Annotated in this window: 21 protein-coding genes; 7 read left to right on the top strand and 14 right to left on the bottom strand. The window is 62.0% G+C overall.

Features of this window, described 5'->3' with window-relative positions:
- Positions 1-2: 2 nt before the first annotated feature.
- Complete coding sequence (locus VGU25_10750; protein HEV2577679.1) at positions 3-824, bottom strand: TIGR03435 family protein; 822 nt, start codon at positions 822-824, stop codon at positions 3-5.
- A 34-nt stretch (positions 825-858) separates the two neighbouring features.
- Positions 859-2,379 carry an RDD family protein gene (locus tag VGU25_10745; GenBank protein HEV2577678.1) on the bottom strand — a complete coding sequence of 507 codons (1,521 nt, stop codon included), beginning with the start codon at positions 2,377-2,379 and terminating at the stop codon, positions 859-861.
- Between the two features lie 151 nt (positions 2,380-2,530).
- On the opposite strand from VGU25_10745, the gene lptD reads away from it, so the two are divergent.
- Complete coding sequence (lptD, locus tag VGU25_10740) at positions 2,531-5,182, top strand: LPS assembly protein LptD (GenBank protein HEV2577677.1); 2,652 nt, start codon at positions 2,531-2,533, stop codon at positions 5,180-5,182.
- A 180-nt stretch (positions 5,183-5,362) separates the two neighbouring features.
- Positions 5,363-5,518, top strand: a complete 156-nt coding sequence (locus VGU25_10735) for a hypothetical protein (protein HEV2577676.1) — start codon at positions 5,363-5,365, stop codon at positions 5,516-5,518.
- Here the strand turns inward: VGU25_10735 and VGU25_10730 are convergent.
- Positions 5,515-6,810 (bottom strand): TIGR03435 family protein, encoded by a 1,296-nt coding sequence (locus tag VGU25_10730; protein ID HEV2577675.1) that lies wholly within the window; start codon positions 6,808-6,810, stop codon positions 5,515-5,517. The two genes, VGU25_10735 and VGU25_10730, sit on opposite strands and share 4 nt — an antisense overlap.
- Before the next feature lie 119 nt (positions 6,811-6,929).
- On the opposite strand from VGU25_10730, the gene VGU25_10725 reads away from it, so the two are divergent.
- Positions 6,930-7,820 carry an amidohydrolase family protein gene (locus VGU25_10725; protein ID HEV2577674.1) on the top strand — a complete coding sequence of 297 codons (891 nt, stop codon included), beginning with the start codon at positions 6,930-6,932 and terminating at the stop codon, positions 7,818-7,820.
- A gap of 78 nt (positions 7,821-7,898) precedes the next feature.
- Here VGU25_10725 and VGU25_10720 read toward each other — a convergent pair whose 3' ends face one another.
- Both VGU25_10720 and VGU25_10715 read right to left on the bottom strand, forming a co-directional pair.
- Positions 7,899-9,218, bottom strand: a complete 1,320-nt coding sequence (locus VGU25_10720; GenBank protein HEV2577673.1) for a TROVE domain-containing protein — start codon at positions 9,216-9,218, stop codon at positions 7,899-7,901.
- A gap of 191 nt (positions 9,219-9,409) precedes the next feature.
- Positions 9,410-9,667: a hypothetical protein gene (locus tag VGU25_10715; GenBank protein ID HEV2577672.1), complete on the bottom strand. Its 258-nt coding sequence runs from the start codon at positions 9,665-9,667 to the stop codon at positions 9,410-9,412.
- Between the two features lie 1,104 nt (positions 9,668-10,771).
- Here VGU25_10715 and VGU25_10710 point away from each other — a divergent pair.
- Positions 10,772-11,668 carry a ferritin-like domain-containing protein gene (locus VGU25_10710; GenBank protein ID HEV2577671.1) on the top strand — a complete coding sequence of 299 codons (897 nt, stop codon included), beginning with the start codon at positions 10,772-10,774 and terminating at the stop codon, positions 11,666-11,668.
- A gap of 12 nt (positions 11,669-11,680) precedes the next feature.
- Positions 11,681-12,697, top strand: coding sequence for a ferritin-like domain-containing protein (locus tag VGU25_10705; GenBank protein ID HEV2577670.1), 1,017 nt, complete (start codon positions 11,681-11,683; stop codon positions 12,695-12,697).
- A gap of 96 nt (positions 12,698-12,793) precedes the next feature.
- On the opposite strand, the gene VGU25_10700 is transcribed toward VGU25_10705, so the two are convergent.
- Positions 12,794-14,557 (bottom strand): family 43 glycosylhydrolase, encoded by a 1,764-nt coding sequence (locus tag VGU25_10700; GenBank protein ID HEV2577669.1) that lies wholly within the window; start codon positions 14,555-14,557, stop codon positions 12,794-12,796.
- Between the two features lie 152 nt (positions 14,558-14,709).
- Between VGU25_10700 and VGU25_10695 the strand changes: the two genes are divergently transcribed.
- Positions 14,710-15,750: a thioredoxin domain-containing protein gene (locus VGU25_10695; protein ID HEV2577668.1), complete on the top strand. Its 1,041-nt coding sequence runs from the start codon at positions 14,710-14,712 to the stop codon at positions 15,748-15,750.
- Positions 15,751-16,092: 342 nt separating this feature from the next.
- Here the strand turns inward: VGU25_10695 and VGU25_10690 are convergent, their stop codons facing one another.
- Both VGU25_10690 and VGU25_10685 read right to left on the bottom strand, forming a co-directional pair.
- Positions 16,093-17,124, bottom strand: coding sequence for a hypothetical protein (locus VGU25_10690; protein ID HEV2577667.1), 1,032 nt, complete (start codon positions 17,122-17,124; stop codon positions 16,093-16,095).
- Positions 17,125-17,367: 243 nt separating this feature from the next.
- A complete protein-coding gene (locus VGU25_10685; protein HEV2577666.1) occupies positions 17,368-18,117 on the bottom strand; it encodes an MBL fold metallo-hydrolase in 750 nt (249 codons plus the stop codon).
- A gap of 40 nt (positions 18,118-18,157) precedes the next feature.
- On the opposite strand from VGU25_10685, the gene VGU25_10680 reads away from it, so the two are divergent.
- Positions 18,158-19,135 (top strand): cation diffusion facilitator family transporter, encoded by a 978-nt coding sequence (locus VGU25_10680; GenBank protein ID HEV2577665.1) that lies wholly within the window; start codon positions 18,158-18,160, stop codon positions 19,133-19,135.
- Positions 19,136-19,258: 123 nt separating this feature from the next.
- Here the strand turns inward: VGU25_10680 and VGU25_10675 are convergent, their stop codons facing one another.
- The 6 genes from VGU25_10675 to prpB all read right to left on the bottom strand — a co-directional run bounded on the left by VGU25_10675 (position 19,259) and on the right by prpB (position 25,138).
- The gene (locus VGU25_10675) at positions 19,259-19,684 is read right to left on the bottom strand and encodes an OsmC family protein (GenBank protein ID HEV2577664.1); all 426 of its coding nucleotides are present in this window, start codon (positions 19,682-19,684) and stop codon (positions 19,259-19,261) included.
- A gap of 64 nt (positions 19,685-19,748) precedes the next feature.
- Positions 19,749-21,056 carry an NCS2 family permease gene (locus VGU25_10670; protein ID HEV2577663.1) on the bottom strand — a complete coding sequence of 436 codons (1,308 nt, stop codon included), beginning with the start codon at positions 21,054-21,056 and terminating at the stop codon, positions 19,749-19,751.
- Between the two features lie 69 nt (positions 21,057-21,125).
- Complete coding sequence (locus tag VGU25_10665; protein HEV2577662.1) at positions 21,126-21,587, bottom strand: nucleoside deaminase; 462 nt, start codon at positions 21,585-21,587, stop codon at positions 21,126-21,128.
- Between the two features lie 12 nt (positions 21,588-21,599).
- Positions 21,600-23,036, bottom strand: a complete 1,437-nt coding sequence (locus VGU25_10660; GenBank protein HEV2577661.1) for a bifunctional 2-methylcitrate dehydratase/aconitate hydratase — start codon at positions 23,034-23,036, stop codon at positions 21,600-21,602.
- A gap of 3 nt (positions 23,037-23,039) precedes the next feature.
- Positions 23,040-24,206, bottom strand: coding sequence for a 2-methylcitrate synthase (gene prpC / locus VGU25_10655; protein ID HEV2577660.1), 1,167 nt, complete (start codon positions 24,204-24,206; stop codon positions 23,040-23,042).
- Positions 24,203-25,138 (bottom strand): methylisocitrate lyase, encoded by a 936-nt coding sequence (gene prpB / locus VGU25_10650; GenBank protein ID HEV2577659.1) that lies wholly within the window; start codon positions 25,136-25,138, stop codon positions 24,203-24,205. Before prpB ends, prpC begins: the two co-directional genes overlap by 4 nt.
- Positions 25,139-25,154 lie beyond the last annotated feature (16 nt).

Genomic DNA, 25,154 nt, shown 5'->3' with positions numbered 1-25,154 from the left:
GTTCAATCGAACTTTGGAATTTGTGCCACTAACACTTTCACGACCGGAACGGGACCTTCTTCGCCTTTGAGCTTTAAACCGAGTTGCTCCTGAAGAGCTGTAAATAGGCCCGGGTTGACAGCTTCCGGTGAAATCCCGGCACCCCGGTCCGGAGTCCAGTCGAGGTCAAAGTCGTAAGTTCCGCTCAAACCGGTTTGATCGACGACCACCCGGTCGCCAATCTCCCGCATTCGAGTCAGACTTTCGGCCAGCTCCGCCGTCGAAGCCGCGACGCCGACCAGGTGTCCGTTACGAATCGACAGGCTTCTCGGCTTGGTGGAATCGGGCCGCAGCTTTGCCTTCGCCCCACTGACCACGAGGCCGAACATTGGTAGCTTTTTCTCGGCAGGTGCCGTCTGAAGATGAAATCGTTCAATCAGCAGTGCCTGCAACATCGTTTGAATTGCCGCCTGCTGCTCGCCGTCACCCTGTCCCTTGAAGGCCGCCATCTCTTCATCGCCAATCTTCGCGGAGACATCGAAGTACCGATTGCCGATCCAATCGGGCCCTCCTACGACCTGCGCATCACTCTTCAGGTTGAACGCTGCTCTGATCAGTTTTCGTAGAGAATACCCTCTGATCGTGACCTGATCACCCCCACTGTCCCAATCTTCATGGCCGGATCCAGCTTGAGATGGCTTGACTGTAGCAACCTCAAAACCAAGCTTCGAAGCTGAAGGAGAGGCCGGAACCGATTGTGCCGGTGCATAAGAGCTTCCGATCGCAAGAACTATCAACAACGTGATCTGTACGGAACAAAGTACATGGCTAGCCTTCGCCCTCAAGTGACGACCCTCCAGCGTAGGTAGGTTCAGCCCCCTAATACATCCGCTGATACGTCCGCGAAATCCGATCATGCCACGCGAGCCGGTCACCATCCATCCACGCCCACAGCACGCCCAGCCCGAGCGGCCCCACCGCGAGCATTTGCGCCATCACGCGCCGCCGCATCGCCTTGCGCGTCGGGTTTGCCTCAGCAAACGTGCACAGCCCAATTCGCGCATAGCGCATACCCGGCGTCGCCTCATTCAGCCAGAAGAACAGCAGCTGATACAGCAGCGCCGCAATCGCAAACGTAAAGACAAGCGCACCCGCCAGCAGCGGCTTCGACATACCCTGCAGCCGCGGCCCCGAAACATACGCAGCCACCGTCGCAAACCCCACCAGCGCCGCCGCGATGCAGCATCCATCCACCACTGCCGCCATCACCCTGCGAGAGATCGGCGCCAGGTCCGCGAGCCCCGCCGCCACCGCAACCTCGCGCTCCGGCGCAACAGCCCTCACCCGCGGCGCATCCAGCAGCGTCCCCTGCCACACCGGAGCCTCGGCCACAATCTCCTCTGCAGCCACCGGCTCCGTCGAGATCTGCTCAGGCTCGACCTCGAAAATCCGCAACTGCGGTTCTGCCGGCAGCTCATCGCGCAGCGGGCCTTCTGCCAGACGCGGGCGGGCTTTCCTCGTCGCCACCAGCTCCCGCGGAAACTCAATCAGGTTCGCCGGCAGCGGCAGCGTCTCGATAATGTGATCCTCAAACTCCGGCGCGCGCCGAAACGCAATCTCCTGCTCCAGCTCCTCGAGCTCCTCCGACGCGACTTCGTCCTGATACACCCGCGGCCGTGCCTTCGGCTCAGGCATCGGCGAAAGTCCAACGTCGTCGTACATCCGCACCGTCAGCCCGCCGGTCGAAATCTCCCGCACCGGGGTCCCCGGCAAACTCGTTCGCTGGGGTGAGATCGGCGCATCCGGCTCAGCAAATAGATCCCCGCTCTCAGCAAAATCCCACGCCGCAGGCTCCTCTAACACCGGGGTCGCCGGCGCATGCTCCGCCCACTCGAACCCGCCGCGCTCTTCCTCGAACGCCACCAGCGCCGGCCCCGCCACCTCAAACGACTCCGCGCTCTCTTCCTCCCGCAACTCCTCCAGCAACTGCATCTGCGCATCCGCAATCGCCTTCGCGTTCCGGGCCGCAACCTCCGCCTCGGCGCGCGCCTGCTGCATCGCGCGTTCGGCCTCTACCGCCAGAAAGTCCCTGTAGCTCTGCGACTGCTCATAACGCGCGCGCACCGCATCGCGCACCTTCGCGGCTCCGTACCGCGACTCCCTTGCAACCCGCGCGTGCTCTTGCCTCAGAGCCTCTTCCCGCGCAGCGTCCATCGCCTGCGCACCGGCGCGCTTGCTCCGGTGCGCCGCCACACGCGCCGCCGCAGCCTCGCGCAGAGACGCCGCACCTGTTTCGAACAGCGCCGCGGGCTTGCTATTAAAAATCGCACCGTCGGTGCCCGTTGCGACCAATCCCTGCGCCATCCCCTCGATTTCTGCGCTGCCCACCGAACCCTGCATGACCGAAGCCTCTGTTACCCGTTGCTCGCGTCACAACTTCGCGCGCAACATATCGTCTAATCTCAAGTCTGTGACTTGCGGCGCCCCACTCTCCATCAAAACCCGTACGAGAGTGCGTTGGCGTTCGCGGATGCGCCGGACCGTCCTATTCTTGTCTATCATCACGCCGCCCGCGCTTCATCCACATCTCCTCAGCGCGCAGGTGTCGAATCCGACACCTCTTCCCTCCGCACCCACGCCCGAGTCGCAGCCCGACCTCGCACAGATCCCCCGCGCCACCCCGCTTCCCCCCGAAAAATCCCCCGACACCATCTCCTGGGTCGCCGACACCCAATCCAAACACGGCAGCGTCTACCTCCTCGCCGGCGACCCCACCCGCGGCACGCAGGTCGAAGTCACCTATACCGACCACCTCCTCCGCGCCGATACCATCTCTTACGACGAAGACACCCACGAGCTCACCCTCAACGGCCACGTGCGCCTCTCCGGCGGCCAGAACGACGAATACATGTCCGCCCAGCACGCCACCTACAACCTCAAAACCAATACAGGCCGCTTCTACGACGTCACCGGCTCCATCGGGTTGCATGGCGCCGCCACTACGCCCACCGAATCCGGCCGCACCGGCCTCGTCACCCCCAACCCATTCCTCTTCTCCGGCAAACTCGTCGTCAAAACCGGCCCGCAGACCTATGACATCTACGACGGCTCCGTCACCTCCTGTCTGCTTCCGCGCCCTGACTGGCTCCTGACCTCCGGCCATCTCTCCCTCAATCAGGACCAGGCGCGCGCCGGCGCTACTGTCTTCCACCTCCTCGGCTTCCCGCTCTTCTTTCTCCCCTACGCCACGCACCCCGTCAACACCGAGCAGCGCCAGAGCGGCATCCTCATCCCCATCCTCAGCCAGTCCAGCACCAAAGGCTGGATCATCGGCGAAGAGCTCTACCTGACGCTTGGCCGCTCCGCCGACCTCACCCTCGGCCTGCAGTACTATTCCCTCCGCGGCTGGGATGAATCCGCCACATTCCGTGCCAAGGGCTTCGACGAAAATTTCTTCCAGGCCCACTTCTCCGCCCTGCAGGACCGCGGCTTCACTCCCACCGGGGGCACCTTCACCAACCAGGGCGGCGAAGACGTCACTGCCGCCTTCCGCAAGCAGCTCACGGGCACCACCCGCATGGTTGGCGACGCCGAATATCTAAGCTCTTACGTCTATCGCGAGGCTTTCACCGAAAACTTCAATCAGGCCGTGAGCTCCGACATCACTTCCATCGGCTACCTCGTCGACCAGAACCGTGGTATCTCTATGGACGTCCGCGCCGACCGCTACCAGGGCCTCAAGCGCGTCCCAATCAACAACGAGCCCGGCGAGCAGGTCCACATCCTGCACGTCCCCTCGCTCGACCTCCAAACACTGGACCGGCCCCTCGGCAACACGCCTCTCCTCTTCTCGCTCACCGGCTCCGTCGCCGGCCTCAAACGCTCACAACCCAACTTCACCTCCTCGGGCATCGTCGAGCGCCTCGATGTTCGCCCCGAGCTCTCGCTCCCCTTGCGCGGCGACGGCTGGCGCGTTCTCGCATCCATCGCCGGCCGCGAGACCTTCTACTCCCGCTCCCGCCAGACACCCTACACCGCCGGCCAGCCGCCCATCGAACTCACCACACCCGTCAACCGCGCCAACGTCGACTTCCAGCTCAACGTCCTGCCGCCTGCCATCGAGCGCACCTTCCAGGTCCCCGCCTCTCTGCAGAGCCTCTTCGGCACCGAGATCCGCCACACAATCGAGCCCGAGTTCACCTATCGCATCACCCACGGCGTCGACAACTTCCTCTCCATCCTCCGCTTCGACGACGTCGATCTCGCCTCCGATACCAACGAGCTCGAGTACGGCGCCACCCAGCACCTCTACTCCCGGCCCAAAACCAAGGCCATCAAACCAAAGCCCGGCTGCCCCACGACGACCTCCACCTCCACCACCGGCATTCAACTCGCGCCGGCTGAGCTTCCTGACGTCCTCAATCCCACGCCCGACCAGAGCACCGACGCCAACGGCATCCCCGACGCCTCCGCGCAGGCCCCGCAGGAGCCCACCCGCACCCACGCCAAAGCGGACGACTGCAACCAGCCCACCACGCCCAAACAACAGGAGTGGTTCTCCTGGCGCCTCGCCCAGCGCTACTTCTTCGACCCCACCTTCGGCAACGCCGTCCTCAACGGCCGCCGCAACCTCTTCGACAGCACGCTCTCCCTCTCCGGCATCGCCTTCCTCACCGAGCCCCGCAACATCTCCCCGCTCATCTCCCGCATGCGCTTCCGCACCTCCGGCCACACCGACGTCGAGTGGGACTTCGACTACGACACCGGCGCCAAGAAGTACACCAGCTCCAACATCTTCTTCGACGCCCGCAAGGGCCAATTCTTCGGTGGCGTCTCCTATGCTCTCCTCAACGCGCCCGGCCGCTTCTACACCGAGACCATCGACACCAACAACAACGACCAGCAGACGCTCGTCGGGTCACCCACTTCGAACTTCAAGCAGATGCGCGTCCTGGGCGGCTTCGGCGACCCCAACCGCCCCGGCCTCGCCCTTGCCGCCAACGCTGGCCTCGACATCAACCTCGGAACCGTCCAGTACGCGGCCATCCAGGCCAACTACAACTGGAACTGCTGCGGCCTCTCTGTCGAGTACCGAAAGTATGAGCTCGGCGCCGTCCGCAACGAGAACGCCTACCGCTTCAACTTCACCCTCGCCAACATCGGCAGCGCCGGCAACCTCCGCCGCGCCGAACGCCTCTTCTAGCGATCGCCCGGATCACTCGCTGTCTCCCTCTGAGATCTCGATCGATCAAAATACTTGTCATCCTGAGTGAAGCGTCACGAAGTGGCGCGGAGTCGAAGGACCCCGAGACCCTCTGCCTCACCAAGACGTCCAAACCTCTTAAACCCGGAAGCGCGTCGAACTTGTAAGGAGGGCCCTTCCATGCCGTTCAAAAGCGAGGCGCAGCGCCGCTACTTCGAAGCCAACAAAGCCAAACTGGAAAAGCAGGGTGTCGACGTCAAGGAATGGGAACAATCCAGCAAAGGACTCAAGCTTCCCGAGCGCGCACCTAAATCCACGAGCAGAAAGAACCGCTAGCGCTCATCCGCCTTGAACTTCAGGAACGTGATCCTTCTCTGCCCCGGACGGATCACCAGCCCGGTCCGTTCGCGCAGCATCGTCAGAAAGCTGGCCTTCGGATCAGCGGGAAGCTGCACTTCGATCCGATAGCGACCCTCGAGGTTCGTCTCATTCACAACCGGTCGATCCAGGGATCCTTCAAGATCGCGACAGAGCTCGTCCATCGTTCCCCGCTCGCCAATGCTGTAAAGGGCCTCGAGACTCTCCGGCTTCAACTCCTCCACGCTCTGCCCCCAGCCTCCCGCCACGCTAAGACCAACGCTCGACGATCTCGAACCAAACTCACTCGTCCTTTCCACCGGCGGTCTGCGACCCGGCTCGAGACTCACAACATAAACATTGGTGAGCCGGCCCTCGTGCGAGACGCTCAGATGAAAGTGTTCCAGCAGCGCCTGCTTGAATCGTTCCTTCATCGCCGCGCGACTTTCCGGGTGCGGCAGCAGCGCCGCAAAGTCATAGCGTTTCGCAGTATTCACAGTTGCAGGCAGCTCGCTGCGGATTGAGCTCACATCGTAAAGTTCCTCGATCGCTTCCTTTAACGTCACTCCCTGAAGCACCCAGTAATCATCGGATCCAAAGTTGCCGCGCTGGCTGGCGGTCGATGGCGTGATGTGAACTGTGTGAGACGGCGTCAAATGCGGCCGGTAGTCCTCCGCTCGCGGCATCCTGGCAGGCGCAGAATCCAGCGCCACCAGGTTGTTCTCTCGAAACGTTGTGATCGTTGCCGGCGTAGGCCGTTCCAAAACAATCCGCCCCTCGAGCACCGCATTCAATGTCGCCTCATCGGGAATATAGCCCTGCTGAAACCCCACGATTTTGCGGTCCGGCCCGACATAAACATTCACCGGAGTATCGAGCCCGAACGCTTTCGCCGTCGCGCCGCCCGGGTCATACAGCACCCATCCTTTAATTGGGTGCCGCGCCAGGGCAGGCATCAGCGTTCGCTTGTCCTCGCCCGTAATCCACACAAACTGCACGTGCCGCTGCGCGTACTCATCCACACGCGCATTCCAGTCGGCGACAGGCTTAGGGTTGTGCGAGGTATCCGGAAAGAAACTCAGGACCGTTACCTGCCCGGACAAATTCGGCGACGATGAAGACCCAGCCGCAGGCGCACTCAACACCTCCTGAAACACGAGATCGGGCGAAGCATCGCCCGCCCTCGGATGTCCCGTAGGCGTTCCAAAAATCCCCTGGCCAAATGCCATCGGCGCCATCAGAACAAACGCTGGAAGTAACCGGGACAACATGGAGAAACTCTCCCTGACTGAGTTACCGCATACAGCTATAGACGGAAAATAGTAATCCCGGCTGCACACCGAACACATTCGTCCCGACCCTATACTGGCGGCACGGAAACGAGACGCGCATGAACCGCAGAGACTTCCTCGCATCGGCAGTCGCAGCCGCATGCGCGCCCAACGCGTTATCCGCCGCGCCGCTGCCCTACTACCTTGTCGATTCCCACGTCCACGTTTGGGAAACTAACCCCCGTTTCCCGTTCTCCCCCGGCGCAAACGTCCCACCCAACGTCGACGCCTCACCCTCCTCGCTTCTCGCAAAAATGCGCTCCAACAACATCTCCAGGACCGTGCTCATCCAGGTCATTCACTACAAGTGGGACAACCGCTTCCTCGTCGCCACGCTGCGCGCGCATCCGGAAAAATTCGCCGCAGTCTGCCGCGTCGACCCGCAGGACCCAGCCGCACCCGACCATCTCTCTTACTGGACCGACCAGGGCTGCCGCGGCGTTCGCCTCAGCCCGGCCGCCAATGCCACCGGAGACTGGATCCGCGACCCACTCATGCCGCCTCTCTGGAAGCGCTGCGAAGACCTCAAGGTCCCCATGACCTTGCTTTTGCCCGTCGGCCGTCTCCCCGACATCGTTCCCTTACTCGACAAATTCCCCGCGCTCACTACCGTCATCGATCACATGGCCGACTGCCCCGTCGACGACGCACAAGGCTTCGAACTCCTGCGCTCACTAGCCCGTTATCCAAACCTCTACCTCAAAGTCTCCCACCCGTGGTCTCTCTCCAAACTCCCCTATCCCTACCCCGACGTGCTCGCCATGATCGCTCGTCTGCGCGACTCCTTCGGCACCAACCGCCTCATGTGGGGAACCGACTGGCCCATCAAACCAGAGCTCCTCAGCTACGACCGCCGCGTCGCTCTCTATCGCGACCACCTTCCATTCCTCTCCAAAGCCGAGCACCGGCAACTCCTCGCCGGAACCGCCACCCGCGTCTGGCCCTCGTAGCCGAATGCTTTCGTAAGCCAGTCCATCAATACAGCTGCATGCGGCAGGCCCAGACAAGCGCCTGCCAGCATGCAATGGTTAACCCGCGCGCTCTGCCTCGCGGATGTAGTCAATGACGGCCTCGCTCCAGCCGTCGATGTGCGTCCACGGTCCGTACCCCACGCCGTTGCGTGCGCTGGCCACGTTCACCACGTAGCCCCGTCCGCGCGGTGCAGCGACCCGGTCGTGCGCCTGCTCGTCGGTAACCACAACGATGCGGTCATACGATCCCTCGACCGCATCCAGTGCCTTACCCAGGTACGTACCCGAGTGCGGCTGGCTGGCCTCCATCGCATCACGTAGAGCGAAACCACGCCGCGGTGGCACCAGCTTCGCGTCGTTCGAGAAGGTGTAAACGCTCACCTTCTCTGCAGTCTCGCGAAGCAGGATCGCCAGTCCATAGGCCGCATCCGTGCGCAGCATCTCCGACCGCCGTGACAGCGGCGCGACCATCGACCCGGACACGTCGACCAACAGGACGGTGTGTCCGGCCAGCTTCTCGCGGCCCGCGACAGCCCGGAACATTGCAGCCTCCAGTGCCTCCTCCCACTGCGGCGCATGCCGCGTAGCAGCCAGGAAGCGGAACGGAAGGACGCGATCCGTCTTCATCGCAGCGAGTCCCTCGACAACAAGCCGCTCGTCAACCTGCGCCTCCTTCATGTTGCGAAGGTTGCGCAGCAAAGCCAGCGCCCCGAGCTTGCGCTCACCGAGCAGACGCTCCCACGTTGCACGCTTGTCGGCCTCCTTGCCGCCAGTCGACAGCGCGACCTCCCACGTATCCGGAGTCGCGAGCTCACCCGCGATCAGCCGCTTCCACAGCGCTGCCTGCGCTGCATCCACAGGCTTCGCGTGCGAGAGAAACAGCACGTCACGCAGACGCACCGCCGCTGCCCGGTCGTACTTCGCGAGCGCGTACTCGTCGAACCGCGTGAACGCTGCCGCCAGGCCCTTCTTCACCTGTGCGGAGAGCGGCGTACGCCCATCGGCCCAGTAGATGGCGACGAACTCCGAGAGCTCATCGGCACGCTGGATCACAGACGCAAGCGTCTGCGCAACCAACGCACGGTGAGTGGCATGACGCGCCATCTCGCGCACAAGCAGCAACGGAGCGTGACGCAGCTTCATCAAGGTCCGCGCCTCGGTCGCCAGCGCAGCGACCCGCGCCGGCTCGACCTTCGGTACAAGCTCGCGGATCCGCGCGGCGATGGTGACGCCGCTCTCGTAAAACTCGTCCTCCCACAGCATGCACGCGAGCACAGAGCGCCGCAGCGCCTGCTCCGGGGTAATGGCCACAGCCGGCGCACCCTCGTGGGTGCGTGGCCGAGCGAGATGGGCAAACTTCAAAATGTTCAGCTTCATCGCGCACCTCCTTCTGTAAGTGCTGTTGCTGCAAATTCCGCGAGTTGGTAACTCCGAGTCACTCGCGAAGTTGAATCGCCGGGGAATAAACGACAACGGGATACGGCAGCAGGCAGACAACACGTGCTTTTTTGGTGATCGGGGATTACCCGATGAAGTAACCGTCGTCTGCGCCACCGGCGAATCTTCAATTAGTCATCGAGCTCGTCTTCGTCGTCCGCGCCGACTCGAACCGACGTTGCCTGCGTGAATCCAACACCGGTCTTGAACCCGACAGGTTTCAACGTAGAGTGAGGTTCAACATGGATCGCCAGCTTCTTCATCTCGTCCCAGCTGGGCCTGTTCTTGTCGTAATAGCCGGTGCATTCATACACATTGAACGGCACGACCAGGTTGGGACGAACGTTGTCGCAGATCGTGATCAGCTCCGACTCCCTGAAGCCTGTCATGATCTGTGCGCTCGTGCAGGTTCTGCACAGTGACACGGAGCCCACCGGGGTTCCGTTCTTTATCGGTAGCTTGCCCATGGCAGGCTTCGCCTTTCTAACCAGCAGCGCTGGCTAAGTTAGTTGGCCGGGGAATAAGTCGAGAACAGACAAGGTGCTCTTCCACTGAGCTACATGGAATTACTTCCATGGCAGGATTCGAACCTGCGTCCACCCGCTTATGAGGCGAAGTAACTGTTCTCTGCGCCACCGGCCAATTTGTTTTCAGCAAATGCGTAATCCAGGGAACGCTCGAGATGAGTGCAGGTTTCTAGTCCTGCGTCCGTGTCAAGGCAGAAGTAACTCGTCTCTTTCACCACTGGACATCCCGTGCAAACGCAGTTTCGCGTTTGCGCAGGAAGCGCATTCCTGTCAGGGAATAGTTCTGAATGGCAGACGGGATTCGAACCCGATCCTTGCGGATCTGCCAGAGAAGTAGCCATTCAATGCGCCACTGACAGGAGAGCTATCAGGAGGAATGAACGAAGACAGTGCCGTAAGGAGTCGATTAACAGTCGAAGTAACTGCCTTCTTCGCCATCCTGATAACTAGTTAAATTTTTCGGACTACTTTGCGTAGGTTGGTCCGAACTGATTTACGACCAGGAGGCGAGTGCAGTCCGGCGATCGCCGAAGAGATTGACCTCTTCTTGCGACCTACGCATCGTTATGTATGGATGCAATGTCATCGGACTAACTCCTACGCAGAAGTTAATGTGCACCACTGGACAGAAAAACGCAAGCATTTTCCCGAAAAAATAACTTACATTCCTCCCTACTCTCACAATTCCCACCCACGCAAATCATAAGTACCAGGGAAAATTCACCACCACTTTCATCGCGTTCCCCCGCGCCATTCGGTCGCCAATGCCTTCCCGCAGGTTTTCGATTCCAGCCCGGGGTTGCCTGCGATCACACATTTTCACGGTGACCGCCCCCACAAAAGCCGGAAAATATTTTCACGCCCTGCGAAGATTCTTTGCGTTCTGCAGCTCCTATCAATCCACTCCGGCCTTGGACGCGTACACATGCAGGGCGTCGCTCACAAATGCCCCCGGAGACGATCAACGTGAAGCTGGGAATCAGAGAACTTGCGGGAAAAGGCCTGTCGCGGCGAGGATTTTGCGTCGCGGCCGTAGCAACAGCGGCAACAACTACGCTGATAGCTGGATGCGGAGACGACGGTTCGAGCTCGGGTGGTACCGGAGGAACGGCCACCTACAAGGACGCCGACTATCTGAACTTTGCCCTCAACCTCGAGTATCTCGAGGCGGAATTCTATCTCCGCGCCGCCACCGGCACCGGCCTCGGCTCCTCTGACACCGGCAACTCCACCAGCAAGACCACCGGCGGCAGCCAGGTTCCCGGCATGTCCAGCCTCCAGACCCAGTACGTCAACGAGATCGCGCAGAACGAGCTCGACCATGTGCGCTTCCTTCGCAATGCTCTCGGCAGCTCGGCCGTCAGCGCTCCCGCCATCGATCTCACCGCCAGCTTCAACGCACTGGCCAGCGCCGCCGGCCTCGGAGCGAGCTTCAATCCCTTCGCCAGCTACAGCAACTTTCTGATTGGCGCGTTCATCTTCGAGGACGTCGGTGTCACGGCGTACCACGGCGCAGCCAAGCTCCTCACCAGCAAAACCAACCTTACCGCCGCGGCTGAGATTCACGCCGTCGAGGCCTACCACGCCGCGTCCATCCGCTCGCAGATTGTCCTCGCCGGTGCCTCCGCCATCACCACGGCAAACGCAGTCGAGGGTGTCCGCGCCCAGCTTGGCGGCGGCAACGAAACCACCCTCAGCGCCACCAGCATCACTGCCGCGGACGCAACCAACTCCATCGGCTTCGAGCGCACGACCGACCAGGTGCTGCACATCGTCTATGGCACCGGCGGCGGCGCGGGCGTCAAGGGCGGAACGTTCTTCCCCAGCGGATTGAACGGAAACATTAGCGTCACACAGGCTTAGCGAGGGGGAGAAATGGCAACTATAGAGACACAGCAACTGGATGAAGTAATCGCAAGCAGCAGGCGGCGGATTCTCACAATGGGCGGAGCGGCGCTTGCCGGACTCGCGTTCACGTCCATGGCGAAGGCACAGTCAACCACACTGACCGACGCGGACTACCTCAACTTCGCCCTCAACCTCGAGTACCTCGAAGCCGAGTTCTACACTCTCGCCTCCAGCGGGCAGACCATCGATCAGATGGGCCTCGGCATCAACGGCACCGGTACGCAAGGCACCGTAACCGTTAAACCCAGCGGCGTAGCCTCCTGCAAGGTGCCCTTCGCCAACACTCTCGTGCAAAGCTACGCACAGGAGATCGCCACCGAGGAACGCAACCACGTGAAGTTTTTGCGCGGCGCCCTCGGATCTGCCGCCGTTGCCCAACCCGCGATCGACCTCTACAACAGCTTCAACACTCTCGCAGGTCTGCTTGGCCTCGGGCTCACATCCTTTGATCCCTTCGCCGACGACATCCACTTCCTTCTCGGCTCTTACATCTTCGAGGACGTCGGCGTGACGGCCTACACCGGCGCCGCTCCTCTGCTCACCTCCAGCAGCAACCTCGATGCTGCCGCTGGCATTCAGGGCGTCGAGGCCTACCACGCCGGTCTCGTGCGCACCGTGATCTACGGCCTCGACCAATCCACTACAACCCTCGGCCCCGCCGGCACCGCAACCGCCGTCGCCGCCGCCATCTCCAAACTCCGCGCCACAGTCGACGGCTCCAACCTGATCTCGTCCAAGAACACCGACGGCGATGACATCGGCCTCGGCACGCAACAGGTCATGCTCAACGGCAGCTCCAACGTCACGGCCTCCGCCATCGTGAACGCCACAACCACCGGCTCAATCAACGCCGCAACTTCCGGCAACACCGCCGGCTCCATGGTCTTCGCCCGCACTGCCCCACAAGTCCTCGCAATCGTCTACGCCGGCGGCTCGGGCAAGGGCGGATTCTTCCCCGCCGGCCTGAATGGAAATGTGAAGTAGTCCTCCACTGAAGTTCGTCCACCGAGGCAGACCCACGTGGTCTGCCTCTTTTTTCCCCTCATCTGTGAATCGACCGGAGCCGGCCATCCCCAGCTGTCAGGGCGCCTCGATAACTCCCGACTGCGGCCCCACCCCGTGCACATCGAAGGCTTCAACCGTGAAGTAGTACTTCTGGTCTACGTTGAGAGCGCGAATCGAAACCGAGTTGTGGCCGTACACCATCCACGACGAGTAGAGCTTGTCAGGAGCGATACCCCAACGCACGTTGTACCCCTGGCTGCCCGGCTGCGAGTCCCACTTCACCAGAACATTGCGCCGGTCACTCTCCCGATCAGCCGCCACGCCCGAAACCGCAGCCGGCGCGCTGCCCGCAACGTTTCCGAAGATCCGGAACTCCGAGATCGCAAGGTTCGGTGTCGGCACGTGAAGGCTCTTGAAGCGCACGTAACGCCCTTCAACTGCCTTCGGCAACTCCACATAATCGTTCGGCGTGTCCAGCTTGTCCTTGCTGCGATCGTGGATGACGGTCCATCTCTCGCCGTCCATCGACGACTCCACGACATACTGCTCATACATCCCCGGCGGACGTCCGTAAAGATCCGACTTGTAGTCGTGATAGTTGATCTGAAACGCGCGAATCGTTCCCACCGTCTCAAGGTCGATCTGGAGCCACTGACCCGGTCCGTTGTCCGATGCCACCCAGAATGTCTTCACCTGCTCGTCCGTCACCTTGTCAGGCGTGAAGTCGCCAAGGTGGGATGATGCGGTCACAGGCTTCTTGTACGAGAGCAGCATCCACCCGGTGAAGCCTCCCTTCTTCGCCGGCGAACTCGGCGCGTAGTGCGGATAGTCGCCGAACGCAGTATCCGCGTACATCACGCCGTCACGATCGAAGAACGTTGGAAACATGCCGATACGCCGCTCGTACTTGTAGTTCACCGCAATCGCCATCGTCGCAAAGTGCCAGTACTGCCCACCCGGACCAGCGACCGTGCTGCCGTGCCCCGCACCGTTTATGAATCCACCCGGCTTGTAAGAGATCGGATTGTTCGGCGCGTAGGTGTATGGTCCCAGCGGCGAACTACCGACATACACACCATCGCCGTAGGTGTTCCATTCCGTTCCCGGCGCAGCGTACTGCATGTAGTATTTTCCGTCGTGTTTCGTGAGCCACGATCCCTCAATAAATCCGCCGCGTTTGGGATCGTCGTGGTTCTCACCGAATCGCTCCCATCCGTGCTTCGCCTCATCCTTGTGGAACAGTTCAACCGGTCCGCTCATGGGCAAAAAACGATGCTTCGGATCAAGCTCCTCGCCGCGTATCGGCAAGCGGTTCGACGAGCCCCAGAACATATACGCCCGGCCATCATCGTCCATGTAGAAATCCGGGTCCTGCAAATTGTGTAGCAGCGCTGGCACCGCCTGCCAGTCGCCCTTCTTCGGATCATCGGTGTACAGCAGGCTCATCGTCCCGGACGGATCACCGGTCACATAAAGCAGTTGATCCCGATAGTTCTGCGCGGCCGGCGCGTTCGATCCCTGGAAGTACCACCGTTGCGGCTTGATGAAACTCCATCGCGTCAGGTCATCGGAGTACCAGTAACCCAGCGACCGCGTCACAAACATGTAGTAGCCGCCGCGAAACTCCACTACCGCCGGGTCTGCACCTGACCGATACGAAATATCTTTGTCGGACTCCGTGATCTTGTAGGTGTAGTCAAGATTCAACGGATTGCAGTAGGTCTTCCCCTCCACCAGGTGGGATTGGTGCTGGGCACTTAGGTTGGGGCCGAACAGCCCGGCTATGCAGAATATTGCCGCGCAGGCTGATGAACGCAGAAGCTTTGAATCTGTCCTCAAGTTAAATCCTCACTTCGATGTTATCGGCTCCCACGCGCCCGCCGACCGAAGCCCTGTTGAACCGCAAATGTCGAGAGCATGGCGATCGCTCACTTTGCCCAAGCGATGCGCCGCCTGACAACTCGCCTCATCCGCTCTGCGATAATGAAACTGTGCGTTTTCTGCCTTCTTCCCTCGCCGCCACACTTCTCGCCCTGACCCTCGCCACCGCCGGTTGCCACGCCCAAATCCCGGTCCAGATGCCCCCGCAAACGGGCAAGCAGCTGAGCCCGGCCGAGCAGCACCGAGTCGAGATTCTCCTCCGCCAGAAAGCCAACCTTCCCCCCGGCTCCAGCGTTCACATCGGCCCGCGCACGCCTTCGGACATCCCCGGCTACGACAACATCGCCGTCAGCTTCTCGGCCGAGGACAAGACCTCGCACCCCGTCAATTTCCTGCTCTCCAAAGACGGCAAGACGCTCGCGCAGTTCTCGAAATTCGACCTCGCTGCCGATCCGCGCACCATGATCGCCTCCGACGGCCGACCCGCCCGCGGCGGCCCGGCCTCCGCGCCCGTCATCATCGTTGGCTTCGACGACCTCGAGTGCCCCTTCTGCGCGCGCCTCCACGAGAGCATCTTCCCCGCCCTCACCCAGCGCTACGGCGACAAGGTCCGCATCGTCTACAAGGACTTCCCGCTCGATCAGCACCCCTGGGCCATGCGCGCCGCCGTCGACGTAAACTGCCTCGGCGCCCAGTCCGCCACCGGCTACTGGAACCTCGTCGACTACATCCACGCCCACGCCTCGGACATCGGCGCCGACCCCAAGGACCCCAAGGCAGAAAAGACCCTCCCCCGCGCTCAGCAGCAGCTCGACAGCCTCACCAAAGAGCAGGGCAAGTTCCAGAAGGCCGACATGCCCAAGCTCGAGGCCTGCCTCACGAAGCAGGACACCGCGCCCATCGAAGCCTCCCGCAAGCTCGGCGAGTCCCTCAACATCGACTCCACCCCCACCCTCTTCATCAACGGCGACAAGATCGACGGCGCCGTCCCCGTAGACTTCCTCTTCGGCGAAATCGACGACGCCCTCCGCGCCGAAGGCGTCCAACCGCCCCCGCCCTACGTCGCCCCCACCGAACCAGCGAAGCCCGCTTCAACAGAAAAACCCGCAGCTACCTCCAAACCCTCCGCCACCAAACCCTCGACCAAATAACCACCCATCCGCGTGGCCCAGGATCCCCAGCGCCCCACCCTCGACGCGCTTCATCGCGACAGGGTGGGGTATCCCAAGCTCCGGGTGGCCCATCCTTTCATGGCCTCCTCGTGAAAGGGTGGGCTATCGCGCGTTAAGACGCGCGAGAAAACTGCCCGGCGCTTAGATTCCTACTGTCCGGCTCGTCCCTGTCTTGTCGGGGCACGGCTTCAGCCGTGCCGCAGAGCGTCCCAATTGAGTCGGGGCTTCAGCCCCTGAGGTATGCAGGATGCTCCGTCGGCGCCGAGCGTCATTTTGAAACGGCGTGATGTACATCTGATTTCGAACGAGGTCTAGCCCGCCTCACCTCTCCCAATACACCACCGTCCGAGCATCCTCCTCATACAGCTTCCGCTCCGCCTGCTCCGGCCCCGTCACAAACACCTTGCGGTGCGTCCAGTTCCCGTGCGCATCCATCTCGTACTCGTAATACGCGCCGTACAGCACCTTCCCCGCGGAATCTCTCCACTCCACGCTGGTCGCATTCCACCGCGCAGAATCCAGATACTCGTAGTGAATAACGAAGTGTTCGCATTTCCCATCGCTTTGGCATACCGTCTTCGATTGATTGTTCGGATCGTCTGGGTCGAACCAGCTGTCCCCATATTGATTTGGCGACGGCGAATTCTCACGGAACTCGACAATCTTCTTATCCTTGATCGTCCACGCGAGCTTGACAGCCCCCGCCTCATCGAACGTGGTAAACGTCTCTACCTTCGTCTCAGCGTTCCAGGTCTGCCGCGCCTCCAGCACCCCCTTGCCCCATGAGTCTCGCTCTATCCAGTCCTTGCCTTTCCCATACACCGTATGGCTTCGCCCGAGCTCCACTTCTTTCCCATCCCAGCTTTCAAAGTCCGTCTCGCGTCCGTTCGCGTCGTACCAGATTTGCATCCTGTAATCCACCTTCCCATTCCGGTAATGCGTCTCTTCCGTCTTTCCGAACGGACCGAACACAACCTCGCGCATCAACGCGGCCGTCTCCGCATCGACATCCCGCTGACGAACAATCCGGCCTTTCGCGTCCCGGTCATACGACGTCAGAGTGCCCCGGAAGTTCCCACCTTGGAACTGGCCTGCCTTTGTAAAGCTTCCGTCTGGAGCAAACTCGCAATAGTCGCAGCCCGCCGGCAGCACCAGACCCGGTCCGTCCGGCTGACGCCATTCGCCCCCACTCATCTCTCTCGTGGTCATGACGACCTTGATCGGCCCTGAAAACCCGCCCATCTGGGCATCAGTCTTCGCCGCCGGCGCGGCCTTCTGCTGCGCCCGTACCGGGAACTCGATGCAAATGACACCCGCCGCCACGACGCAGACCAATCTCAGCAACCGGCGCATAGCCTCGTCCCCGCCTGCGCGGCATTCTACGCGCCCCTCAGAACCCTGCCATCCCACCGGAGCGACAACTTATTCAAAATAAAGACGAAAACTTAATTGCAGCACCTCGAACCTGGCCATAACCATAAGCGCGAACCCCTGTTAACTTCCCAACCCAATAGAATCAATACTTTGCAAAACAAGGTCCGGACCTAAGTGCAATGTTGTGAAGATTTTGCGCAATTTCAGGGGGAGGGGGGGTACCTACCGCCCTTCCGCCCGCCTCACCGCATCCTGAAGCAGCTCCGGCCCGCCCTCAACTATGCGCCCGTGTCCCGCTGCATACCTTCGGATCGGCAGCTCCAGCAGCTTTCGCGCGCTGGCCAGCGCCGTCGGCCGGTGCCAGGTCGCCATCGCCGGGAGCGGAAAGTACCACGGCCCGAAGCCGCTGACGTGAACTTCGCCCCCGACGGTCACCAGTGCATCGCCCGCGTACAGCGTCCCGTCTCGCTCGTCGAAGTAGCTCATGTGTCCCGGCGTATGCCCCGGCGTCGCCACCACCCGCAGCGAGCCATATAACTCGCCATCGCTCAAAAGATGCGTTGGCCGCGTGTCCGCGCCCGGAAAACCGCCCTTCACCGGGCACCGCGGCTCATCCGGATCCAGCGACCGGTCCTGCGCCGGCTTCTTCGGCAGCAGCCTTGCCTCGCGCGCCCCAATGGCCACCTGTGCCTGTCCCGCGGGGTCCCCGGCGAGTTCGCTCGCCTGGGTGCTCCCCAGTGCCGCTGCCAGCGCATCCAGCGACCCGATGTGGTCCCCATGCGCGTGTGTCAGCAGCAGCCTCGCTATCGGCTCCATCGCAATCCTGTGAGCCGCATCGACAATCCGTCGCGCCCCACCGCTCATCGTCGTATCGATCAACGTAAAGCTATCGCTCTCGCGAACGAGGTAGCAGTTAAACAAGCCCAGTCGAGTGAATTGATGGCCAAAGGCAGAGATCTGATGGACCTTCATATCAGGCACTTAGGATGCCACCGCGGAAACGCCAGATGCTATGGCCTCTCGATACAATGGAACTGTGCATAGCCACGGCCAGCCGAACGCCGCGATGCAAGGCATCCTCAAGCTGTCGCTCGCGCTCACGTTCCTCTACATCCTCGCAACCTTCATCTTCGGCCTCCGTGCCCACTCCCTCGCGCTGCTGTCCGAGGCCGGGCACAACGTCTCCGATTTCCTCGCGCTCGGGCTAAGCTTTTTCGCCGTCTACCTGCAAACCCGGCCGGCCACCGACCAGCGCACCTTCGGCTACCAGCGCGCCGGCGTGCTCGCGGGATTTGTGAACGCCCTCACCCTGATCGTTCTGTCAGTGTGGCTTGCGATTGCGGCAATTCATCGCTTCGCTGTTCCAATCCAGGTTGAGCCAAAGCTGATGATGATCGTCGCCGCAGCCGGCGTGGTGATGAATGGACTGATCGCCGGGCTGCTCTGGAAGTTCTCGCGCGACGTAAACATCCGCAGCGTCTTCCTGCATATGCTCGGCGATACCATCTCAACCGCCGCGGTCATCGTCGGCGGTTTCGTGATTCACCTGACCGGTTTGCAGTGGATCGATCCGCTACTCTCGCTGCTCATCGCGGCGATGATTCTCTGGAGCTCGTGGTCGATCGTGCATGAGACGCTGCACATCCTGCTTGAAGGAACACCGCGCTCGGTCGACCTGAACGAAATCCGCTCCGCGATGCAATCCGTCGAGGGCGTGGTTGGCGTGCACGATCTGCACGTCTGGAGCCTGACCGCGCAGTCGCACGCTCTCGCCAGTCACGTACAGGTCGTCGAGATGCCCCTGACTGAGTGCGAGTCGGTGCTCGAACGGCTAAACCATCAGCTTCGAGACCACTTCGGCATCCACCACACGACCATCCAGATCGAGATCACGGACTGCCCGACCGTAGACGGCTGCAGCCAGCCGCCTGCCCCTGACGTGATCGATGGCCACTCGCATCACGGGCATGCGCATAGCCACGCGCATTGAAGCGGACGGTAGAGGATAGAGGGTAGAGGATAGAGGGTAGAGGGTAGAGAGTAGAAAGAGAGAGCGCTCCGCGAGGAGCGCTTGTGCTTTTCTCTACTCTCTATCCTCTACCCTCTACACTGTTCACACCAGCTGCGCATCGAGCGTAATCTCTGCCGCCTTCAGCAGGCGGGAGATCGGACAGCCTTCCTTGGCTTTCTTGGCGAGCTCGTCGAACTTGTCCTTCTCGAGGTTCGGCACACGCGCACGCGTCGTGAGGTGAATCTTCGTGACCGTCGGACCGTCTTCGGTCTTCTCCATGGTGACGACAGCAGTCGTGTCCAGCGACTCGGGCGCGTGGTCCACGCTGGTGAGCTGGCCACTAAGCGCCATGGTGAAGCAGCCCGCATGCGCCGCAGCAATCAGCTCCTCGGGGTTGGTGCCGACGCCGTTCTCAAACCGCGTGCTAAAGCTGTACTGCGTGTCCTTGAGGGTCCCGCTCTGGGTGCTGATTGTGCCTTTTCCGTCCTTCAGTCCGCCGTGCCACACTGCCGATGCGCTGCGATCCATAACTTATCTCCTTCGGGTTCCGATGCGATTTCAGATGCGGGTTTCAGGTCTCAGGTTCAAGGTGCTAGGTGCTGTGCAGATAGATAAAGCGCAACAGGAAGAGCACGGCCAGCAGATAGAGCATCCAGTGCTGGCGGCGGCCGCGGCCGGTCGCGAGTTCGATCGTGGCAAAGCTGATGATACCGAACGAAAGTCCTGTGGCAATGGAGTACGTGAGCGGGATGGTGAGAATGGTGAGGAACGCGGGAACAGCAACGCGCGGCTCGTCCCAATCGATTCGGGACGCGCTGGCGACCATGAGCGCGCCGACGAGGATCAGCGCCGGTGCGGTCGCAAAGGTAGGAATGGCGCCGACGAGGGGCGCAACGAAGATGGCAATCAGAAAGAGCAGGCCGGTAACGATCGCGGTCACGCCGGTGCGTCCACCGACCGCGACGCCGGATGCGCTCTCCACGTAGCTGGTCACGGTAGACGTGCCGGCGAGCGAGCCAATAACAGTCGAGCTGGCGTCAGCGAAGAAGATGCGGTCGAGCCGTGGAATCGTGTGGTCCTCCGCGATGAGGCCGGCGCGCTCGGTGACGGCGACCAGCGTGCCGATGTTGTCGAAGAGATCGACGAAGAGAAAGACGAAGATGATCTCCAGCGCGTTGAGATGCAGCGCGCCGCGAATGTCGAGATGAAACGCTGTATCACGCAGTGCGAGCGGCGAGAAGCTCATCGGCTGCCAATGCACCTGGCGGCAAGCGATGCCGACGAGCATGGTGCCGAGGACACCAATGAGCATCGCGGCGCGAACACGAAACGCCTGCAGCACCGCGATCAGCAGGATGCCGAAGATAGCGAGCAGCGTGGTGGGCGCGTGCAGGTTGCCGAGAGTGACCATCGTCGCCGTGCTGGGGATGATGATGCCTGCGTTGCGCAGGCCGATGAGCGCGATGAAAAGACCGATGCCGCCGGCGACGGCGGCATGGAGCTGATACGGAATGGCCGCGAGAAGGCGCTGGCGGATACCGCCGAATGTGAGCAGAAGGAAGATGACGCCGGAGAGGAAGACTGCGCCGAGTGCCGTCTGCCAGGGCACGCCCATTCCCTTGACTACGGTGTAGGTGAAGTACGCATTGAGACCCATGCCCGGCGCGAGGGCGAGTGGATAGTTCGCAAGCGCGCCCATGACGATGGAGCCGAAGGCAGCGCAGAGACAGGTGGCGATGGTGACTGCGGCGATGGGCATTCCCGTCTCGGCGAGGATCGACGGGTTCACAAAGATGATGTACGCCATCGTGATGAACGTCGTGAGGCCGGCGAGGATCTCGGTGCGCCAGTCGGTGGCGTGCTCCGCGAAATGGAAGTAGCGTTCCAGTCGGCTGCGCATTGGTCGGCTGGTCTCCTGGCAGGAAAATTGGAAGCGGGCGATTGCAGTCAGGATAGCGTGTGCGACTCGCTAATCGACGCCGATGTCTTCGTTCCAGATCTCAGGATGCGCGGTGATGAAGCCGTTGAGCAGATCGAAGCACTCCTGCGAGTTGAGGTCGACGACCTCGATGCCGAGCTCGCGCAGCCAGTCGATGCCGCCCTGGAAGGTGCGCGATTCGCCGACGATGAGTTTGCCAAAACCGAATTGGCGCACGAGGCCGCTGCAGTACCAGCAGGGTGCAAGAGTAGTGACCATGATGAGATCGCGATAGCTGCGCTGGCGGCCGGCGCGGCGGAAGGCGTCGGTCTCACCGTGAATGGACGGGTCCGACTGTTGCACGCGGCGGTTGTGGCCGCGGCTGACGAGGGTGCCGTCGGCGCGGAAGATGGCGGCGCCGATGGGGATGCCGCCCTCGGCGAGACCAGTGCGCGCTTCGTCGATGGCAACGGCGAGCATTGCAGTATCGGTGGTGTAGGTGCGTTCGGTCATGCGTTCGTTTGGCTACACGACGTAGAGGCTGACGTAGTCATCGACAGAGATCGCTTCGAGTTTCGATTGATCTGAGGATGCGTTGAGGATGCGTTGCTGCTGTGCGGCGTCGAAGCGGCGTGCGAGGTTGGTGCGGAATTTTTCGAGCAGGAGCGGGATGCCCTCGGCGCGGCGGCGCTTGTGGCCGATGGGATATTCGACAACGACTTCGGGGAGGACGGTGCCGTCGGTGAGCTCGATGGTGAGCGCGTTGGCGATGGAGCGCTTCTCGGGATCGTGGTAGTCGGCGGTGAACTGCGGGTCTTCGGCGCAGATGATTTTGGCGCGTAGTTCGTCGATCCGCGGGTCGGCCGCGATGTTGTCTTCGTAGTCCTCAGCGGTGAGGCGGCCGAAGATCAACGGGACAGCGACCATGTACTGGATGCAGTGGTCGCGGTCGGCCGGATTGGCGAGCGGGCCCTGCTTGTCGATGATGCGAATCGCGGCTTCGTGCGTGCGAATGATGACGCGCGAGATGTTGGCGGCGGTGAGGCCGCGATCGGCGAGTTGCTTGTGCAGGGTTATGGCGGCTTCAACGGCGGTCTGCGAATGAAACTCGGCGGGGAAGGAGATTTTGAAGAGAACGTTCTCCATCACGTAACTGGAGTACGGGCGCTGAAACTTGAATTCCTTGCCGCGGAAGCTGACATCGTAGAAACCCCAGGTTTTTGCGGTGAGGACGCTGGGGTAGCCCATCTCGCCGGTCTGGGCGATGAGCGCGAGACGCACGGCGCGTGAGGTGGCGTCGCCGGCGGCCCAACTCTTGCGCGAGCCGGTGTTGGGCGCGTGGCGGTAGGTGCGGAGCGACTGGCCGTCGACCCAGGCGAGAGAGACGGCGTTGAGCATCTGTTCGCGTGTGAGGCCGAGCATGTGCGAGACGACGGCGGTACTGGCCACCTTGACGAGGACGACATGATCGAGGCCGACCTTGTTGAAGGAGTTTTCGAGTGCGAGGCAGCCCTGAATCTCGTGCGCCTGAATCATCGATGTCAAGACATCGCGCATCGTGAGCTGCTTGCCGTTGCGTGTGAGCCAGTCGGCGACCGCGAGAATGCCGCCGAGGTTGTCTGAGGGATGGCCCCACTCCGCGGCGAGCCAGGTGTCATTGAAGTCCAGCCAGCGGATCATTGCGCCGATGTTGAACGCGCCCTGCACTGGGTCAAGCTCAAAGCTGGTGCCGGGGACGCGTGCGCCGTTCTTCATCGTGAGGCCGGGAACGACGGGGCCGAGCAGCTTGGTGCATGCGGGGAAGTCGAGCGCCTGCAGGCCGCAGCCGAGGGTGTCGAGCAGGCAGTAGCGCGCGGTCTCGTAGGCGAGGGAGCTGGTGATTTTGTGGTCGCGGACGTAGTCGACGATGTCGACGAGGACCTGATCGAAGGGTGGACGGACGTTGGAGATGTGCGAGGACATGCGTTACGCGCGCTCCTCGATCGGCACGAACTCCAGGTCCTCGGGGCCGGTGTAGTTGGCGGCGGGGCGGATGATCTTGCCATCGGCGCGCTGCTCCATGATGTGTGCGGACCAGCCTGACGTGCGGGCGATGGCGAAGATGGGCGTGAACATCGCGGTCGGGATTCCCATGAGGTGATACGCGACGGCGGAGAACCAGTCGAGGTTGGGGAACATGCGCTTGACCTCGTACATCACCGTCTCGAGGCGCTCGGCGACGTTGTACATCGCGAGGTCGCCCGTGGAGACGGCTAGGTCATGCGCGACCTGCTTGATGACCACGTTGCGCGGGTCGGAGATGGTGTAGACCGGGTGGCCGAAGCCGATGATGACCTCTTTGTTGGCGACGCGTTGGCGGATGTCCTTCTCGGCCTCGTCCGGCGAGTGATAGCGCTGCTGGATCTCGAGCGCGACCTCGTTGGCGCCGCCGTGCTTGGGGCCTTTCAGCGCGCCGATGGCGCCGGCGATGGCGGAATACATGTCGGAGCCCGTGCCGGCGATGACGCGCGCGGTGAAGGTCGAGGCGTTGAACTCGTGCTCGGCGTAGAGGATGAGCGAGACGTGCATGGCGCGCACCCATTCCTCGCTGGGAACTCTGCCGTGCAGCAGGTGCAGGAAGTGGCCGCCGATGGAGTCGTCCGCGGTTTCAACGTCGATGCGCTTGCCGCTGTTGGCGAAGTGATACCAGTAGAGAAGCATGGAGCCGAGCGAAGCCATGAGGCTGTCGGCGATGTTGAGCGCGGTTTGTGGAGTGTGCGTCTGCGGCTCGGGCTCCAGCGTGCCGAGCACGCTGACGCCGACGCGGAGGACGTCCATCGGATGCGCGCGAGCGGGGAGTTGCTCGAGTGCGTTCTTTACGCCCTGCGGAAGGCCGCGCAGGCTGCGGAGGCGCTTCTTGTAGGCGTCGAGCTCGGCGCGTGCAGGAAGCTTACCGTACAGCAAAAGATAGGCGACTTCTTCGAACTCGGCCTTGGCGGCGAGATCGAGGATGTCATAGCCGCGGTAGTGGAGGTCGTTGCCGGTACGGCCGACGGTGCAGAGCGCGGTGTTGCCGGCGGTGACGCCCGAGAGTGCAACGGATTTTTTCGGCTTGAAGCCGGTGGGGGCCGGGATCGTGGCTGTGTCGTTCATAGTTGCACCTTGGGGTTCGTTCTATCTTTTGCAAAAAGCTCGTCGAGCTTCTGCTCGTACGAGTGGTAGTCGAGGAAGTCGTAGAGGTCGGCGCGCGTCTGCATGGTGTCGACGGCAGCGCGCTGTGTGCCGTCGCGGCGGATGGTTTCGTAGACGCGGAGCGCCGCGGCGTTGGCGGCGCGGAAGGCGGACAACGGATAGAGCGCGAGGCCGACGTTGACGCTGCGGAGTTCGTCGAGTGTGAAGAGCGGCGTTGCGCCGAACTCGGTGAGGTTGGCGAGAATAGGAACGCGCGTGCGCTCGCCAAAGGCGCGGTAGTGATCGAGTTCGCGCACGGCTTCGGGGAAGATCATGTCTGCGCCGGCTTCGATGCAGGCAGCGGCGCGATCGAGGGCCGCTTGCAGACCTTCGGACGCAAGTGCGTCGGTACGGGCCATGATGACGAAGCTGGGGTCGGTGCGCGCGTCGACGGCGGCCTTGATGCGATCAACCATCTCGTCGCTCGAGACGATCTGCTTGCCGGGGCGATGGCCGCAACGCTTGGCCTGCACCTGGTCTTCGATGTGGCATCCGGCCGCGCCGGCTTTGGTCAGCGAACGGATGGTGCGCGCGATGTTGAAGGCGCCGCCGAAGCCCGTGTCGGCGTCGACCAGGAGCGGAAGGGAGCACACGTCGGTGATGCGACGAACGTCGATGAGGACGTCGTCCAGCGTGGAGATGCCGAGATCGGGCATGCCGAGCGAGCCTGCTGCGACGCCTCCGCCGGACAGGTAAACCGCGCGGTAGCCGGTGCGTTCCGCCATGCGCGCGTGATAGGCGTTGATAGCGCCGACGATCTGCAGCGGATGTTCCGCACTGACGGCCTCCCGGAGGCGAGTGCCTGCGGTGGCTGATGGGTTTCCCGTTGCTGTTGAGGTATTTGCTGCGCTCATTCGTTCATCCGGCGCG

This window comes from Acidobacteriaceae bacterium, assembly GCA_035944135.1.
Classification (GTDB): domain Bacteria; phylum Acidobacteriota; class Terriglobia; order Terriglobales; family Acidobacteriaceae; genus Granulicella.
Note: the sequence above shows the minus strand (reverse complement) of the source record. Positions and strands in the feature narration are given on the sequence as shown.

Bases quoted from the DNA above. Each gene is read 5' to 3' on its own strand.
- VGU25_10745 (HEV2577678.1), bottom strand. From the start codon at position 2,379: ATGCAGGGTTCGGTGGGCAGCGCAGAAATCGAGGGGATGGCGCAGGGA.
- VGU25_10715 (HEV2577672.1), bottom strand. From the start codon at position 9,667: ATGACAGGCTTCAGGGAGTCGGAGCTGATCACGATCTGCGACAACGTT.
- VGU25_10675 (HEV2577664.1), bottom strand. From the start codon at position 19,684: ATGGATCGCAGCGCATCGGCAGTGTGGCACGGCGGACTGAAGGACGGA.
- prpC (HEV2577660.1), bottom strand. From the start codon at position 24,206: ATGAACGACACAGCCACGATCCCGGCCCCCACCGGCTTCAAGCCGAAA.
- VGU25_10730 (HEV2577675.1), bottom strand. From the start codon at position 6,810: ATGTTGTCCCGGTTACTTCCAGCGTTTGTTCTGATGGCGCCGATGGCA.
- VGU25_10665 (HEV2577662.1), bottom strand. From the start codon at position 21,587: ATGACCGAACGCACCTACACCACCGATACTGCAATGCTCGCCGTTGCC.
- VGU25_10680 (HEV2577665.1), top strand. From the start codon at position 18,158: ATGGCCTCTCGATACAATGGAACTGTGCATAGCCACGGCCAGCCGAAC.
- prpB (HEV2577659.1), bottom strand. From the start codon at position 25,138: ATGAGCGCAGCAAATACCTCAACAGCAACGGGAAACCCATCAGCCACC.
- VGU25_10660 (HEV2577661.1), bottom strand. From the start codon at position 23,036: ATGTCCTCGCACATCTCCAACGTCCGTCCACCCTTCGATCAGGTCCTC.
- VGU25_10725 (HEV2577674.1), top strand. From the start codon at position 6,930: ATGAACCGCAGAGACTTCCTCGCATCGGCAGTCGCAGCCGCATGCGCG.
- VGU25_10685 (HEV2577666.1), bottom strand. From the start codon at position 18,117: ATGAAGGTCCATCAGATCTCTGCCTTTGGCCATCAATTCACTCGACTG.
- VGU25_10705 (HEV2577670.1), top strand. From the start codon at position 11,681: ATGGCAACTATAGAGACACAGCAACTGGATGAAGTAATCGCAAGCAGC.
- VGU25_10720 (HEV2577673.1), bottom strand. From the start codon at position 9,218: ATGAAGCTGAACATTTTGAAGTTTGCCCATCTCGCTCGGCCACGCACC.
- VGU25_10735 (HEV2577676.1), top strand. From the start codon at position 5,363: ATGCCGTTCAAAAGCGAGGCGCAGCGCCGCTACTTCGAAGCCAACAAA.
- VGU25_10690 (HEV2577667.1), bottom strand. From the start codon at position 17,124: ATGCGCCGGTTGCTGAGATTGGTCTGCGTCGTGGCGGCGGGTGTCATT.
- VGU25_10670 (HEV2577663.1), bottom strand. From the start codon at position 21,056: ATGCGCAGCCGACTGGAACGCTACTTCCATTTCGCGGAGCACGCCACC.